This is a genomic window from Komagataeibacter rhaeticus, from assembly GCF_011611525.1.
GTDB lineage: Bacteria > Pseudomonadota > Alphaproteobacteria > Acetobacterales > Acetobacteraceae > Komagataeibacter > Komagataeibacter rhaeticus.
The window spans coordinates 67,150-82,426 of the sequence record NZ_CP050139.1 but is presented as its reverse complement, the minus strand read 5'-3'; the positions used below and the strand labels follow the sequence as shown (position 1 = coordinate 82,426).

Below are 15,277 nucleotides of genomic sequence, written 5' to 3'. Positions count from 1 at the left end.
TGATCTGAAGGTCCACCTGCCTGCACGCAGGGACCAGAGGCATAACAGGCCGGGCCAGCGCAGGCCTTACCCGCCCATTCCCGTCAAACGGCCTGACTATAACCCTGACCAATGGACGGAAAGAAGGCCAGTTGCATAAAATAGGGCAATCTCTTACGCCGCGTCACCCTGGCCGTTCCGCCAGACATACAGCTGGGCGGCTCCATGCCTGCGTGCAAGCAGCAGCCTGTCCGTCTCCACCGGCGGGTCCTCACCCGCCGCCATTTCCACCACGACAAGGGTGGATGGCCCCAGCCAGCCCCCGCGTGCCAGCACCGCCAGCGCCCGGGCCGGCAGGTCCTGATTATAGGGCGGGTCCAGAAAGACCAGATCAACCGGTCCCGCGGCACCGGCGGGCGGCAGGCGCAGCATGTCGAGCGCGCGCACCGTACTGCGGCCCTGCATGCCGCAGGCCGCAATATTCTCCCGCAGGGCACGCAGGGCGGCGCGGTCACGTTCCACGAAGCACGCACTGGCGGCCCCGCGCGACAGGGCTTCCAGCCCCAGCGCGCCCGTGCCCGCAAATCCGTCCAGCACGCGCGCGCCACGCAGGGTGTCCAGCCCGGCCCATGGCGCATGGGCCAATGTGTCAAACAGGGCCTGGCGCACCCGGTCGGCCGTGGGGCGCGTCGTCTGCCCCGCAGGCGCGTGCAGGGTGCGGCCCCGGCATTCTCCCGCGATGATCCGCATTACGGCCTGCGCTGGAACTTGCCACCGGACAGGCCGCCGGGCACCTGCTCGCGGATGACCTTGCCGGTCACTTCCTCCAGTTCGCCCCGCGTAAGCGTACCCAGTTGGAACGGCCCGTAGGATGTGCGGATCAGGCGACTGACATGCAGGTTAAGCCCCTGCATGACCTTGCGTACTTCCCGGTTCTTGCCTTCACGCAGGGATACGGTCAGCCACGCATTATCCCCCTTGGCCGAATCCAGATGCGCCTCGATCGGGCCGTAGCGCACGCCATCGAATTCGCTCCCCCTGGCAAGGGAGGCCAGCATGCGTTCATCCACCACGCCAAACACCCGCACCCGGTAGCGGCGGATCCAGCCATTGCTGGGCAGTTCCAGCCTGCGCGCCAGTTCACCATCATTGGTCAGCAGCAGCAGGCCCTCGCTGTTCAGGTCCAGCCGCCCCACACTTATGACGCGCGGCAGGCCGGGCGGCAGCGACTCGAACACGGTAGGACGGCCCTCGGGGTCACGGTGGGTGGTCACCAGCCCGTCGGGCTTGTGGTAGCGCCACAGCCGCGTGCGGTCAGGCGCGCCCACCACGCTGCCATTCACCTGCACGATGTCCCCTGCCCCCACGAAGGTTGCCGGGTGGTTCACGACCGCGCCGTTAAGCTGCACCCTGCCCTCGGCAATCATGCGTTCCGCGTCCCGCCTGCTGGCAACGCCCGAACGGGCCAGCCATTTGGCGATACGGTCGCCCCGTTCAGCGGAAGCGGAAGAAGAATGGTCCTGTGTCATGTTCCTGCCTGCCTTGCGGCGTCGATCAACCCTTCGAACAGGAGACGGTCCCCTGCCGAGATGCCAAATTCCGGATGCCACTGCACCCCGATACAGAAAGGGTGCCCGGGCAGTTCAAGCGCCTCGATCACCCCGTCGGGCGCACGCGCGCATACGACCCCACGCCCCGTATCGTGCACCGCCTGATGATGTGACGAATTGACCGGCAGGCAATCCGCCCCCACCAGCCGCGCCAGATGTGTATCCGCCATGATGTACACGTCATGCCCCGCCTCGTCACGCGGGTTGGGCTGTTCATGCGCCAGCGCGTGCGCCAGGGCATCGGGGATATGCTGCACGAGCGTGCCCCCCAGCAGCACGGCCAGCAACTGCATGCCACCGCATATGCCCAGTATGGGGATACCCTTTGCCAGCGCGGCCCGCACCAGTGCCGCTTCCGCCGCCGTGCGGCGTGGCTTGGTCCGGACACAGGCATGGGCTTCGGTGGCGCCATACAGGTCGGGTGGCACATCAAAGGCACCCCCCGTCACCACCAGACCGTCCAGCCGGGACACCATCCGCGCGGCCAGCGCCGGGTCATGCCCGAGGGCCACGGGCAGGCCGCCACACGCGGCAATCATGTCCATGTAGTTCTGCCGGATCGCATACCACGGAAAGCATGAATAGCCGCCCGCACCCTGTAGCGCAGGGGGTTCGCCATCCAGCGTGACACCGATCAGGGGAAGCCGGGCATTCATCGCAGCCATCCCTTGATCAGGCTCAGGCTGGCGGAAGGGAATGGACAGGTCATGAAGATCCCTTCCCTGTGCTGCATGAGGGAAACCATAGCGCGGAAACAAGGCCCGGGACGCATGATACAAAAAATCCCCACCGGCGGAGCCTTGATGGGGACTTGTATATTTCCGTTTAACCCGGTGGTGGGCGCACAAGGGCTCGAACCTTGGACCCGCTGATTAAGAGTCAGCTGCTCTACCAACTGAGCTATGCGCCCACAGGGTTACCCTCTCGGGTGAGAGGGCTTCTAGCAGTCACCCCACTGGCTGACAAGGGGTTTTCTGAACTTTTTTGAAAATTTCCTACTGCTGCAGCAGCCGCAGCAGGCCATCGAACTGCTCGAGCGAACGGTAATCGATCTTTATGCTGCCGCCCCTGCCGTCAAAACTGATCTGGACCTTCAGCCCCAGCCGGGCCGCGAGATCACGTTCCAGTGAGGCGATTTCGGGATTGCGGGCGGCTTTTTCCGCCTTTTCGCGTGCGGCCGCACTCTTGCGCTCCTGCTGACGGGCCAGCGCCTCGGTCTGGCGCACGTTCAGTCCCTGCGCCAGTACGATTTTCAGCGCCGCCACCGGGTCCGCATGCGCCAGCAGGGCGCGGGCATGCCCTGCCGACAGGCTCTGGTGACGCACCGCATCGCGTACCGGTGCGGGCAATTGCAGCAGGCGCACCATATTGGCTACATGCGGGCGGGACTTGCCAATCGCACTGGCCAGCTCATCCTGCGTCAGTTCGTAATCATCAAGCAGGCGCTGCAGGCCCTCGGCTTCCTCAATGGCGTTCAGGTCGGCACGCTGGAGGTTTTCCACCAAGGCAGCCGCCATGGCATCGCCATCATCAAGCGGGCGGATATGGACGGGCACATCATGCAGCCCCGCGATCTGGGAGGCACGCCAGCGCCGTTCCCCCGCGATGATCTGGTAAATACCCGCACGTCCGGGATGCGGACGCACCAGAATGGGCTGCAGGATGCCACGCACACGAATCGAACTGGCCAGTTCTTCCAGCGCTTCGGGTTCCATCTGCTGGCGGGGCTGAAAGGGGCCGGGTTCCATTACATCGACCGGCAGGCTGGCAATGACGTCCGATACCCTGCGCCCTTCCACAGCCGGGGCGGGTGGCAGCATATTGACCTGCTCGCCCAGCAATGCGGCCAGGCCACGCCCGAGACGGGGGCGACCGGCATCCTTTTTGGTTTTCATCACCGTGCCTTCCCTTTGCGTGCCCCATGCAGGGCAAGACGGTCCGATATTTCAGCGGCCAGCGCCTGATAGGCCTGGCTGCCTGATGAGCGCTGGTCGTAATTCATGACCGGCTGCCCATGGCTCTGCGCTTCCGAGATACGGATATTGCGCGGGATCAGGGTTTCAAGCACCTTTTCCCCAAAGAAACTACGGGCATCATCCGCCACCAGTTCCGACAGGTTGTTGCGCCGGTCATACATGGTCAGCACAATCCCCTCGAGCATCAACCCGGGATTGAGAGACTGCCTTACGCTGTTTATGGTCCGTACCAGCTGGCTGATCCCTTCCAGTGCAAAGAACTCACATTGCAGCGGCACGATAACCGACTGCGCGGCCACCAGCGCATTGAGGGTAAGCAGGCCAAGGCTGGGCGGGCAGTCGATCAGCACCACGTCATACGCCACGCCCACCTGCCGCAATGCATCGCGCAGGCGGTATTCACGCTGCTCGGCCATGACCAGTTCCAGTTCCGCCCCGGCCAGTTCCGTATCCGCCGCAATCAGCGACAGGCCGGGAACGGCACTGGCCTGCACCACATGCGCAGCCCGCGTGCCATCTTCCAGCATGGCATAGGTACCGCTGCGCCGGGCATCGTACCCCACGCCCAGCCCGGTGGAGGCATTGCCCTGCGGGTCCAGGTCAACCAGCAGGACCTTCAGCCCCGATGCCGCCATGGCGGCCGCAAGGTTGATGGCCGTAGTGGTCTTGCCCACGCCGCCCTTCTGGTTGGCCAGCGCGATAATGCGGGGGGAAGATGAGGTCCCGCTTCCCGTATCATTCATTGTTATGGTCTCTGACACGCCTGATATCGCTCAATTCTAGAATCACACCATCCGCATTCGTGCGGCTTGGAATCCGGTTTACCGCCATGTGCCAGCCAGCATGGGCCGCCGCCAGTTCCTCTGCCGCATTGCGGCCTTTCAGGAACAGGCAGACACCATCGGGCCGCAGGAAACGCGCGCCCCATTCCAGCAGCAGCGGCAGCGGGGCCAGCGCACGGGCCGTTACCACCAGCGCGGGCGGCACATCCGCCTGTTCCAGTCGCTGTGCGCAGACCCGCACCTGCACACCCGCCACGCGCGCCGCCTCCCGCAGGAAGGCGGCCTTGCGCTGGTCGGACTCAATCAGGGTAACACGCGCATCGGTCGCGCAGGCAATGACCAGACCGGGAAAACCGCCGCCCGATCCCATATCCACCAGACCCGGCGCACCCGCGGGGATCAGTGCAGCCAGTTGCAGGCTGTCGGCAATATGGCGCGACCACAGATGCGGCAGGTCATGTGGGGAGACCAGATTGATCTTCTGGTTCCACCGCAACAGGATATCGGCATAGCGCTCAAGCCGCTCGTGTGTTTCACGTGAAACATCCAGACCGGACGGCAGGGCCGGGACCGCACTCATGCCGCCACCGGCCTGTGGCGCACATGGGCCAGCAATGCGACAAGGGCGGATGGCGTAATGCCGGGAATACGCTGGGCGGCCCCGAACGTAACCGGGCGCACCTGGGCCAGACGTTCCTGCATTTCCGTACTCAGGCCACCGATCTGGTGGTAATCGAGATCGGCTGGCAGGACAATCCGGCTTTCACTGGCAAGCTGGCGGATCTCGCGCTCCTGCCGGGCAATATAGCCGCTGTAACGGGCTTCGGTCATAAGATGCTGCGCCACACGGGGCGACAGGTCAGCAAACCACGGGGCGACGCGGGCAATGACGTCGGGCGTCGCGTCCGTCGCCAGCACATCCATGAGCGAACGCGCGCGACCATCGGCAGAGACATTCACACCTTCCCGCCGCAGCGCATCCGGGGTGCAGGTTTCACTGCTGGCGCGTGCCATGGCGGCATCGATCGCCGTACGGTCAGACAGGAGACGGGCCGCGCGTGCCGATCCCACGCATCCCCATTCCAACCCCAGTGGGGTCAGGCGCAGATCGGCATTATCCGCCCGCAGGGTCAGTCTGTATTCCGCACGCGACGTAAACATGCGGTACGGTTCCGAGACCCCCTGCGTAGTCAGGTCATCAATCATCACGCCTATATACGCCTGTCCGCGTGCCAGGGTCACCCCTTCCTGACCCGCCGCATGCCGGGCCGCATTGATACCGGCAATCAGCCCCTGGGCACCCGCCTCTTCATATCCCGTGGTGCCATTCACCTGACCCGCCAGAAACAGGCCGGGCAGGTTCTTGAGTTCCAGGGTGGGGGCCAGTTCACGCGGGTCAACATAGTCATATTCCACTGCGTAGCCCGGCCGCACCATGCGGCAGTTTTCCAGCCCCGGAATACTGCGCAGCATTTCAAGCTGCACATGCTCCGGCAGACTTGTGGAAATGCCATTGGGATAGACCAGCGCCCCATCCGGGTTACTGGGCAGGCCTTCGGGTTCCAGAAAGATCTGATGCGATTCACGCTGCGCGAAGCGCACGACCTTATCCTCGATGGAGGGGCAGTAGCGCGGCCCGCGTCCCGATATCACACCGCCATAAAGGGCTGAAAGCTGAAGGTTCTCGCGTATGATTTCATGCGTGCGCGGTGTAGTGGCCGTTATGCGGCACGATATCATGGGATTGGTGATGGCATCCGTCATGCGGCTGAATGCCTCGGGCACGGCATCCCCCCTGTCTTCGGCCAGACTATCCCACTCAATGCTGTCGCGCGCGATCCGGGCGGGGGTTCCGGTCTTGAGCCGTCCCATGCGCAACCCGAGTGCTGCCAGACGCCGCCCCAGTGCATTGGCAGGCCTGTCCCCCACCCGGCCTGCCGGTTCGCTCTCATGGCCAATATGGATCGTGCCACGCAGGAACGTGCCGGTGGCAAGCACCACGGCACCAGATGCAAAGCTGCGACCATCCTCGCAGACCACGCCTTCCACCCCACCCTGTGCATTCACCAGCAGATCACCCGCTGCCCCTTCAACAATATCCAGCCCTTCGGTACGCGCCAGCAGGTCCTGAATGGCCAGCCGGTAGAGCGTACGGTCCGCCTGCGCGCGCGGACCATGCACCGCAGGCCCCTTGGAGCGGTTGAGCAGCTTGAAATGAATGCCCGCACGATCGGCGGCAATTCCCATCAGCCCGTCAAGCGCGTCGATTTCGCGCACAAGATGTCCCTTGCCAATCCCCCCGATGGCGGGATTGCAGGACATGACGCCGATTGTATCAAACCGGTGGGTCAGCAGCAGGGTGCGGGCACCGGCGCGCGCGGCGGCGGCGGCGGCCTCGCATCCCGCATGCCCCCCGCCCACGACAATCACATCATATGCGCGCTTCATCCCGCCATCCCTCCTACTTGCCAATACAGAACTGGCCGAACACCGTATCCAGCAGGGCTTCCACATCCACCGCCCCAGTCAGGCGCCCCAGCGCGCGCATGGCCAGCCGCATTTCTTCCCCGCGCATTTCGGGCCACGGCATGGCCAGGGCCTGTCCGATATGGCGCACCGTCTCCTCTATCGCGGCACGATGGCGCGCACGGGTAAATGGTGCCACAGCCCGGCCTGCCGTAAGCGCGCGCGCCTTATCGGCCAGTACTGTTCTTAGCACATCCATGCCCGTGTTTGTGAGCACACTGATACCGATTGCCCCATCTGGTGCCGGAGTCAGGTCGGTCTTGTTGCACACCAGTACATCCGCCCCATCCAGACTAGGCGGCGCGGGATTTCCCGCAAAAACCTGCACCACGCAATCAGCCTGTTTCACGTGAAACAATGAACGCCGCACGCCCTCGGCTTCAATCTCGTCCTCTGTTTCGCGCAATCCGGCGGTATCGACAAGCGTTACCGGCACATTTCCCATCACCATACGCACTTCAATCGCATCGCGCGTGGTGCCCGCGCGGGATGAGACGATGGCGGCATCCCGTCCCGCCAGGGCGTTCAGCAGGCTGGACTTGCCCACGTTCGGCTCCCCCACAATGGCAAAAACCAGTCCGCGCCGCAGCCGCTCCGCCCCGGCCCCTTCGGCCAGATAAGCCTGCATCGTGTCATGCAGCTCCCGCAGGCCGTTACAGAGTTCCTGCTCCACTTCCGGCGGCAGTTCCTCATCAGGGAAGTCGATCAGCGCTTCCTGATGGGCCAGCAGGGTTCGCAGCCGGTCGGCCCAGTGCTGATACAGGCGGCTCTGGGCACCATCAACCTGTGAGAGCGCCTGCTGGCGCTGGGCTTCCGTCTCGGCCTCGATCAGGTCGGCAATGCCTTCCGCCTGCATGAGGTCCATGCGCCCGTGCATGAAGGCCCGGCGACTGAATTCACCCGGTTCGGCAGGCCGTGCCCCCAGGGCAACCAGCGCATCGGCCACGGCATTGATCACAGCCTGCCCCGCATGTAGGTGCAGTTCCGCGCTATCCTCCCCCGTATAACTGTCCGGGCCGGGGAACCAGAGCACCAGTGCCCGGTCCAGCAGCACGGGTGTGCCCCCATCCCGTCGCCATAGTCCCCGTAACGAAGCCCGGCGCGGCGCCGGCAGGCGGCCACACAGGCTTTCGACAATCCGGCCCGTACCCCGGCCACTCAGCCGCATCACCGCAATGGCGGCGCGGGACAGGCCACTGGCAAGGGCAAAGATAACGGGGGGATGACCATCACGTTCCTGCATGAAAATCTCCATAATGGCCATCGTCATTTTGCCAGTGGCGGGAACGGCGTTATCGTTCACCTCTTTGTCCTGATCAAGGTGACTCATGCCACAACTTTCCATGCATTCGCCACTGGCGCCGCTGACCGTATCCGTTGAAGACGAAAAGATTGTCGCGCTGGACTGGGGCTGGGGCCGCGATCAGGAAGAAACACCCGTCCTGCTTCAGGCCCGCGCATGGCTGGAGGCCTATTTTGACGGTGATCCCGCCCCGTGCACCCTGCCACTGGACCCTTACGGCACACCGGAACAGGTCAAGGCCTGGCGCTTCATGCTGACCATACCCGCAGGCCAGCATGTGTACTGGAAGGATGCCGCCCGTCTGGCCGATGTCACGCCCGAAACCATTGTCAGCGCGTGTGGGGAAAACCCAATTCCCATCCTGATCCCCTGCCACCGCATCGATCTGGATGACTGCCCGGATTATGACCCCGAGACCTATCCCGGCGAGGAAGGCGCGCAGGACCGCCAATTCCTGCGCAACCTGGAAACCCTGTGCGTCACTCCCAGATCCTGAACCCCTGAGCGGAACCAATGAATGCCATGAACACCGTCATCCGCGTCCATGAATATGGAGGACCCGAAGTTCTCCACGTTGAATCCCTCCCCATCCCCATCCCCGCGGCCAATGAGGTCGTGCTGCGGCAGGAAGCCATCGGGGTCAATTTCATCGACACCTATTTCCGCAGCGGGCTGTACAAATTCCCTGCCCTGCCCGCCATTCCGGGCATGGAGGGCGCAGGCACGGTTACAGCGGTCGGGGCGGACGTGCAGGATATCCACCCCGGCATGCGGGTCGCCTACCCTGCCACACCGGGCGGCTATGCCACGTACCGCACCATCGCCGCCGACCGCATCGTGCCACTGCCTGACGCCATCGGTTTCGATACCGCCGCCGCCATCATGCTGCGCGGCCTGAGCGTGCACATGCTGCTGCGTGAGGTCCATTGCGTCCAGCCCGGTGAGGACATACTGGTCTATGCCGCCGCCGGTGGCGTGGGCCTGCTCATGTGCCAGTGGGCACGACATCTTGGCGCGCGGGTCATCGGCGTTGTCTCGACCGAAGCCAAGGCCGAACTGGCCCGGGCCAATGGCGCAGCGGATGTCATTATCGGCACGGACCATGTAGCCGAGCAAGTGCGTAACCTGACAGATGGCCGCATGCTCAAGGTCGTGTACGACAGCATTTGTGAGTGCTGGTTGTAATCTCCCCAAATGTGCTGGTTGAAAATTCCCCAGTTTGAGGACTGTGCGTGATCGTCATGGGGGCATGCCCCCATGACGATCACGCGGCACATTTATCCCTGCTGATGCCAAAGGAAGGGCGAGCAGGTGATAGGACTCAGGGAGGTCGTTTTGATCCAGGAACTCAAAAGACAGGGGCTCAGCATCAGCGCCATCGCGCGCCAGACAGGGCTCGATCGCAAGACAGTGAAGAAGTATCTGGCCAATGGGCTGGAGACTCCAGCCTATGCACCGCGTAAACCGGTGGCCAGCGCAGCAGAACCTTATCGAACCTATCTGTTGGAGCGGATGGCAAGTTATCCCGGACTGCCCCATCTGCATCCATTGCCTGCCCTGCGCTACGATGCTGTTCTGAGCGTCGAGCGGCGGATCAGCCGCGAGGGGATGGTGGCGGTGGCCGGCAATTATTACAGTGTGCCTGACACTGCCCGCCGTCGCGTGGTCGAGATCCAGCACCATACACATGAAGTCCTGATCTTCGAGGAAGGGAAACTCATCGCCCGGCATCCCGTGCTGGAAGGCAAAAACCGTAAGCGGATCGAGCCAGGCCACCGCAAGGCCCCACCGGTTCAACACGCCGAGATGTTGCCGACGACACCGGCGGTGCCGATCCTCCAGCGTCCTCTGGCTTTCTACGGCGCGGTGGGTGAACGCCTGGCCAACATCAATGCCAAAGGGACCGCATGATGTCTGTCACCGAACGCATCCGACAAAGCCTGCTGGCTCTCCATATGGCACGCGCCCTCGAAACGCTTGATCACACGCTGGGCAGGCTGGAAAAGGGCGAGATCAGCGCCATCGAGGCCATCGACGATCTGCTGGCCGAAGAACTGAACCTGCGCGAGGGACGGCGCATCAGCGTAGCACTGCGCACCGCCCGCCTCATGCCGATCAAAACTATCGAGAGCTTCGACTTCTCGTTCCAGCCTTCACTCGACAGGCATCGCATCACCGCGCTGGCCCAGCTCGAGTTCATCAATCGGGCCGAGGTGTTGCATTTTCTGGGCCCGCCAGGCACCGGAAAATCCCATCTGGCCACAGCCATCGGCGTGGCCGCCGTCAGGGCCGGACGCAGCGTCTATCGCTGCTCTCTGGCAGAACTGCTCGAGGCGCTCACCAGAGCCGAACGCGAGGGGCGTCTGGCCGAGAAAATTCGCTTCTACACGCGGGCTTCGCTGCTGATCGTCGATGAAATTGGCTACCTGCCAATCACGCCAGGTGGTGCCAACCTCTTCTTCCAGCTGGTCAATGCCCGCTACGAAAAGGGAGCGATGATCCTGACCTCCAATCGCGGTTTTGCCGAGTGGGGCGAGGTCTTCGGCGACCCGGTCGTCGCCACCGCGCTGCTCGACCGGCTACTTCACCATGCTGTCGTCGTCCACATCGAAGGTGCCAGCTATCGCCTGCGCCAGCATGCCGATCTGATCCCCGAGCATACACGGGCCCACGCCAATCTGATGCCACCGGCAGCGCCAAAGCGCCGCGGTAGGCCCCCAAAGCATGGAGCTATCGATCACCTCAATGGCTGATCACCATATCCGTGCTGGGGAATTTTCCGACAGCACATGTGGGGAATTTTGAAACAGCATTTACAAGCATTGGCAAGACGACGTTTGAGACCAGCCTGTCCTGCCTTGCCCCACGCGGCCTTATGGTCAGCTACGGTAATGCATCCGGTGCCGTGACGGGGGTGGATGTTGGTACACTGGCGGCCCATGGCAGCCTGTACCTGACACGCCCGCTGCTCATGACCTATATCGCCCAGCGCCCTGCCCTGCTCCATGCCGCGCGGGAACTTTTTGGCCTGGTGGAAAGGGGCGTGATCAAACCCCGTATCGGCCAGTCCTTTGCCCTGAAAGATGCGGCACAAGCCCATATCGCCCTGGAATCACGCAAGACCACGGGCAGCACCATCCTGCTGCCCTGAGCCTTTCATAAAGAAGTTTTTGGTGAAGCTTTTTTCAAAAAGCTTCAAAAGAACGCCGCCTTTTTGAAAAAAGGCGGCACCCAAAAACTTTTATACTTTTATAAATAAATCATCAGGACATAAAAAACCCCGGCTGAAAGGCCGGGGTTTTTGTCGTCACGATAATCCGGTGCGATCAGGTATTCATCGCATCGAAGAAATCATGATTGGTCTTGCTGTATTTGAGTTTGTCGAGCAGGAAGTCCATCGCATCCATCGTGCCCATGGGGGCGAGGATACGGCGCAGGACCCACATCTTCGCCAGATCGGCACGATCAACCAGCAGTTCTTCCTTACGGGTACCGCTCTTGGTGATGTCAATGGCCGGGAAGGTCCGCTTGTCAGCCAACTTACGGTCAAGAATCAGTTCGGAATTACCCGTACCCTTGAACTCTTCAAAGATGACCTCGTCCATCCGGCTGCCGGTATCGATCAGGGCAGTGGCGATGATGGTCAGCGAGCCGCCTTCCTCAATGTTACGGGCTGCACCAAAGAAGCGCTTGGGGCGCTGCAGCGCGTTGGCGTCCACACCACCGGTCAGCACCTTGCCCGATGAGGGCACGACGGTGTTGTAGGCACGGGCCAGACGGGTGATCGAATCCAGCAGGATCACGACATCACGCTTGTGCTCGACCAGACGCTTGGCCTTCTCCAGCACCATTTCCGTTACCTGCACATGGCGGGTCGCGGGTTCATCAAAGGTAGAGGACACCACTTCCCCCCGCACGGAGCGGGCCATGTCCGTCACTTCTTCCGGGCGCTCGTCAATGAGCAGCACGATCAGGAAGACTTCGGGATGATTTGCGGAAATGGAGGACGCGATGCTCTGCAGCATCACGGTCTTGCCGGTACGCGGCGGCGCCACGATCAGCGCGCGCTGGCCCATCCCGATGGGAGAAACCAGGTCGATCACGCGCGACGTGAAATCCCGGTTCGGTGCCTTGCCTTTCCCCTTGCCGTTGGTGGGGACCTCATCCGCACCGCCAACAGCAGAATTCTCGACTTCCATCTTCAGCCGGCGCTCAGGATAGAGCGGGGTCAGGTTGTCAAAGTTGATGCGCTGGCGCACCGCCTCGGGCGGTTCGAAATTGATTGCGTTGACCTTGAGCAGGGCGAAATACCGCTCACCATCACGCGGGGCCCGGATCTGGCCCTCCACCGTATCACCGGTACGCAGTCCGAAGCGGCGGACCTGGCTGGGGGAAATGTAGATATCATCCGGTCCAGGAAGGTAATTGGCCTCTGGCGAGCGGAGGAAACCGAAACCATCGGACAGGATTTCAAGCGTACCGTCCCCGTAGATGGCCTGATCATTATCGGCCAGGGTCTTGAGGATCGTGAACATCAGCTCCTGCTTGCGAAGAGATGATGCGTTTTCAATATTCAGACTTTCAGCATAAGCCAGAAGGTCTGCTGGAGATTTGGCCTTGAGTTCGGCGAGTTGCATGCAGGATATGCCTAAATTAAGTGGGCAGTTCACGAAAGGAAGAACGGTAAGCCAGCAACTCATTGAACAGGGTGCACTGATGTGCAGGACCCTGACCCATGTCACAATCAAGATGGTTGATGCTGCTTAACGGATAAGGTGGGAATTCCAGCCAAAAACTTTAAGTCTGCCGGAATATGGAAAAGTTATATACCTTTAACCATGCGCTGTCAAGCCTCTCGACAGATTTGTAAAGATATGGCCATAACAGCGCCCAATCGGCGGACCGGCCTGTCGGCATTTGGATGACTGGCATCATCCTGGCTACCCTAGTTCCGTCCGCGCCGTGAACCGGGGGCTGGAAATCCACTTGATGATGCTTACCAGGGGACAGGAACCACTCTGATGGTCAACAGACGAAAGTACACCATTCGATGAGAACATCCGAAGCCAGGCAGAGCAGTTACCAGAATCTGAAGGCTGCTTTCGGTCGCCAGCTACGCGTCATCTATGCCCTGATCATGCGCGAGATCCATACACGGTACGGACGCGAAAACATCGGCTTCCTCTGGGTGCTCGGTGAACCCATCCTGTTCTGCGCAGGTGTTGCGATCCTGTGGACGGCCATCCGCCCCTCGCATGAACATGGCCTCCCGATGACGGCCATCGTGATTACGGGGTACGTTCCCCTTACGATGTGGCGCCATTGTCTTGGCCAGTCGATCAAGGCGTTTGAATCGAACGGCAGTCTGCTTTTCCACCGTCAGGTGACACCCGTCACGATCATCCTGGCACGTTCGGGACTGGAAATAATCGGCACCCTGATGGCCGGCCTGCTTGTCGCCTGCGGCGCAATTTTCCTGGGCTTCATGAAGCCGCCCCAATATTACGGCATGCTTTATCTTGGCTTGGCATTTCATGCCATATTCTGCACGGCAACCGCCATGATCTTCGCGTCCCTTAGCGAAATGTCGGAACTTATTGAAAAGGTAATGGGGGTTTTCAGCTATCTGTCGCTGCCCTTCACGGGCGCATTCACCATGGTCAGTTGGCTGCCGCCCAAATACCGCTGGTACATGATGCTATCCCCCAGTGTAGATAATATTGAAATGATACGCGAAGGCCAGTTTGGCCTGAATGCGCACTCTCATTACAACATCGCGTATTGTTTTGGCATAAATCTGTTCCTGATGGTTGCTGGCTTCTATCTGTGCCTGCGTGTCCGTAAATACATTCTTGTTCAGTAAGTATTCCCTGCTGCCGTTCTGCCATGTCATGTTGCAATTCATGATTGCGCCATCGCTGGCAGGACGATGATGCACAATCCCTCCCACGGCGGATGTTGCCGGACAGATGGTCACCAGCGATGAAACCGGAGGGATGCTCAAAAATAACACAAATAAATCAGTGCGTTATAATCACCCCTTTCTTCCGAAAGCACAATGCGATATCTTTGGGACTGTCCCCGCCCCTACTGTGGTTCACATTCATCCTGAATTGATATGCTCAGAAATCAGAAATTGCGTTCCAAGGCGCGTAAGGCAGCCCGCAGTGGCCAGTGGGGTGAAGCCGCCCGGTACTATCGGGAACTGTGTAAACAACGTAATCCATCGGTAAAGGACCAGATCCAGCTCGGACACGTCCTCAAGGAAAATGAGGACTTCGATGCGGCCCTGACAACCTACCTGCATGCTGCGGATACCAATCCGCATTACGTTGATGCCCAGAGGCAGGCAGGGCTATTCCTGAAGCTGCGGGGATACAGGAAGGAAGCCGCCACCTATTTTGCCCGGGCGCTGGCCATGGACGGCAGCCTGAGTGACATGCGCGACGAACTGCGCAGTGTCGGCGTCAAGGATGATACTGCCCGCGATGCCTGCCACCTGCGCGGCGGCCTGACCAGCACGGAAGTGCAGGGACACGCCCCCGGCCTGCTGGCACGCCTGCGCATGGCGTTGTCATTAAGGCAGGCCCGGGCGGCAGCCCGCAGGAAGGCCTGGCCCGAGGCGGAAAACAGCTACAGGAAAGTCCTGAAATACGCGCCCGGCCAGGTCCGGTTCCTGATCCAGCTTGGCCATGCACTGCGGGAGCAGGACAAGGCGGATGAAGCGGTTGACTGCTACCGGCGCGCCCTGCTCCTGACACCCCGCGATCCGGAACTCTATATCCATCTGGGTGCCGCACTTAAGCAGCAGGGGCGTATAGATTCCGCGCTGGGGGCCTATCTGGCGGCATGGCGGCTCAGGCCGGGCCTGCCCGCTGCGGAAAGAGAAATACGCGCAATCAGCGGTGACCTGACTGATGACCAGATAGCCGACCTGTCGGGGGCCTACCTGCGGATGGATGCATCAGCGCCTGACGCCTCCTCCCTTGCTTCCGAAGGTGGCGGGCGGCGCAGGCTTGTCGAGAAACCGGGGCTGGACCACGGACAGGGCACCATTTTCAGGTTCCTCGCAGGCTCCCTGGCATACAAGGAATAACGGAC

General features: G+C 61.6%; 14 protein-coding genes, 1 tRNA gene and 2 pseudogenes. 7 read left to right on the top strand and 10 right to left on the bottom strand.

Translation table 11 applies throughout. The features are described from left to right. Positions 1-153 precede the first annotated feature (153 nt). From rsmD to mnmE, 9 genes are all read right to left on the bottom strand, one after another. Positions 154-729 carry a 16S rRNA (guanine(966)-N(2))-methyltransferase RsmD gene (rsmD, locus tag GWK63_RS00355; RefSeq protein WP_007397155.1) on the bottom strand — a complete coding sequence of 192 codons (576 nt, stop codon included), beginning with the start codon at positions 727-729 and terminating at the stop codon, positions 154-156. After that, positions 729-1,508, bottom strand: a complete 780-nt coding sequence (locus GWK63_RS00350) for a pseudouridine synthase (protein WP_007397156.1) — start codon at positions 1,506-1,508, stop codon at positions 729-731. Before GWK63_RS00350 ends, rsmD begins: the two co-directional genes overlap by 1 nt. Then, a complete protein-coding gene (locus GWK63_RS00345) occupies positions 1,505-2,245 on the bottom strand; it encodes a gamma-glutamyl-gamma-aminobutyrate hydrolase family protein (RefSeq protein WP_007397157.1) in 741 nt (246 codons plus the stop codon). The genes GWK63_RS00350 and GWK63_RS00345 overlap by 4 nt, the downstream gene beginning before the upstream one ends. 178 nt (positions 2,246-2,423) lie before the next feature. Then, positions 2,424-2,499: transfer RNA gene (locus GWK63_RS00340), tRNA-Lys, on the bottom strand. A gap of 85 nt (positions 2,500-2,584) precedes the next feature. Beyond that, positions 2,585-3,484 (bottom strand): ParB/RepB/Spo0J family partition protein, encoded by a 900-nt coding sequence (locus GWK63_RS00335; RefSeq protein WP_034931229.1) that lies wholly within the window; start codon positions 3,482-3,484, stop codon positions 2,585-2,587. Then, on the bottom strand, positions 3,484-4,308 hold the full coding sequence (locus tag GWK63_RS00330; protein ID WP_034931231.1) for a ParA family protein: 825 nt from the start codon (positions 4,306-4,308) through the stop codon (positions 3,484-3,486). The genes GWK63_RS00335 and GWK63_RS00330 overlap by 1 nt, the downstream gene beginning before the upstream one ends. Next, positions 4,301-4,927 (bottom strand): 16S rRNA (guanine(527)-N(7))-methyltransferase RsmG, encoded by a 627-nt coding sequence (gene rsmG, locus GWK63_RS00325; protein ID WP_007397161.1) that lies wholly within the window; start codon positions 4,925-4,927, stop codon positions 4,301-4,303. Before rsmG ends, GWK63_RS00330 begins: the two co-directional genes overlap by 8 nt. Then, positions 4,924-6,795 (bottom strand): tRNA uridine-5-carboxymethylaminomethyl(34) synthesis enzyme MnmG, encoded by a 1,872-nt coding sequence (gene mnmG, locus GWK63_RS00320; RefSeq protein WP_007397162.1) that lies wholly within the window; start codon positions 6,793-6,795, stop codon positions 4,924-4,926. Before mnmG ends, rsmG begins: the two co-directional genes overlap by 4 nt. Before the next feature lie 13 nt (positions 6,796-6,808). Then, on the bottom strand, positions 6,809-8,116 hold the full coding sequence (gene mnmE, locus GWK63_RS00315; RefSeq protein ID WP_240601517.1) for a tRNA uridine-5-carboxymethylaminomethyl(34) synthesis GTPase MnmE: 1,308 nt from the start codon (positions 8,114-8,116) through the stop codon (positions 6,809-6,811). A gap of 100 nt (positions 8,117-8,216) precedes the next feature. On the opposite strand from mnmE, the gene GWK63_RS00310 reads away from it, so the two are divergent. The 5 genes and pseudogenes from GWK63_RS00310 to GWK63_RS00290 form a co-directional block, all read left to right on the top strand. Beyond that, a complete protein-coding gene (locus GWK63_RS00310) occupies positions 8,217-8,672 on the top strand; it encodes a methylated-DNA--[protein]-cysteine S-methyltransferase (RefSeq protein WP_007397165.1) in 456 nt (151 codons plus the stop codon). 26 nt (positions 8,673-8,698) lie between these two features. After that, positions 8,699-9,343, top strand: a pseudogene (locus tag GWK63_RS00305) (quinone oxidoreductase family protein); the annotation flags it as partial. A gap of 144 nt (positions 9,344-9,487) precedes the next feature. Further along, positions 9,488-10,087, top strand: a complete 600-nt coding sequence (locus tag GWK63_RS00300; RefSeq protein ID WP_166498081.1) for a transposase — start codon at positions 9,488-9,490, stop codon at positions 10,085-10,087. Continuing rightward, positions 10,084-10,929: an IS21-like element helper ATPase IstB gene (gene istB, locus GWK63_RS00295; RefSeq protein WP_007396167.1), complete on the top strand. Its 846-nt coding sequence runs from the start codon at positions 10,084-10,086 to the stop codon at positions 10,927-10,929. Before GWK63_RS00300 ends, istB begins: the two co-directional genes overlap by 4 nt. 59 nt (positions 10,930-10,988) lie before the next feature. After that, positions 10,989-11,327, top strand: a pseudogene (locus tag GWK63_RS00290) (zinc-binding dehydrogenase); the annotation flags it as partial. A gap of 175 nt (positions 11,328-11,502) precedes the next feature. Here GWK63_RS00290 and rho read toward each other — a convergent pair. After that, a complete protein-coding gene (rho, locus tag GWK63_RS00285) occupies positions 11,503-12,813 on the bottom strand; it encodes a transcription termination factor Rho (RefSeq protein WP_007397168.1) in 1,311 nt (436 codons plus the stop codon). A gap of 413 nt (positions 12,814-13,226) precedes the next feature. On the opposite strand from rho, the gene GWK63_RS00280 reads away from it, so the two are divergent. Next, entirely contained in the window at positions 13,227-14,039 is an 813-nt protein-coding gene (locus tag GWK63_RS00280) for an ABC transporter permease (protein WP_007397171.1), read from the top strand. A gap of 273 nt (positions 14,040-14,312) precedes the next feature. Continuing rightward, complete coding sequence (locus tag GWK63_RS00275) at positions 14,313-15,272, top strand: tetratricopeptide repeat protein (protein WP_157772023.1); 960 nt, start codon at positions 14,313-14,315, stop codon at positions 15,270-15,272. Positions 15,273-15,277: the final 5 nt, after the last annotated feature.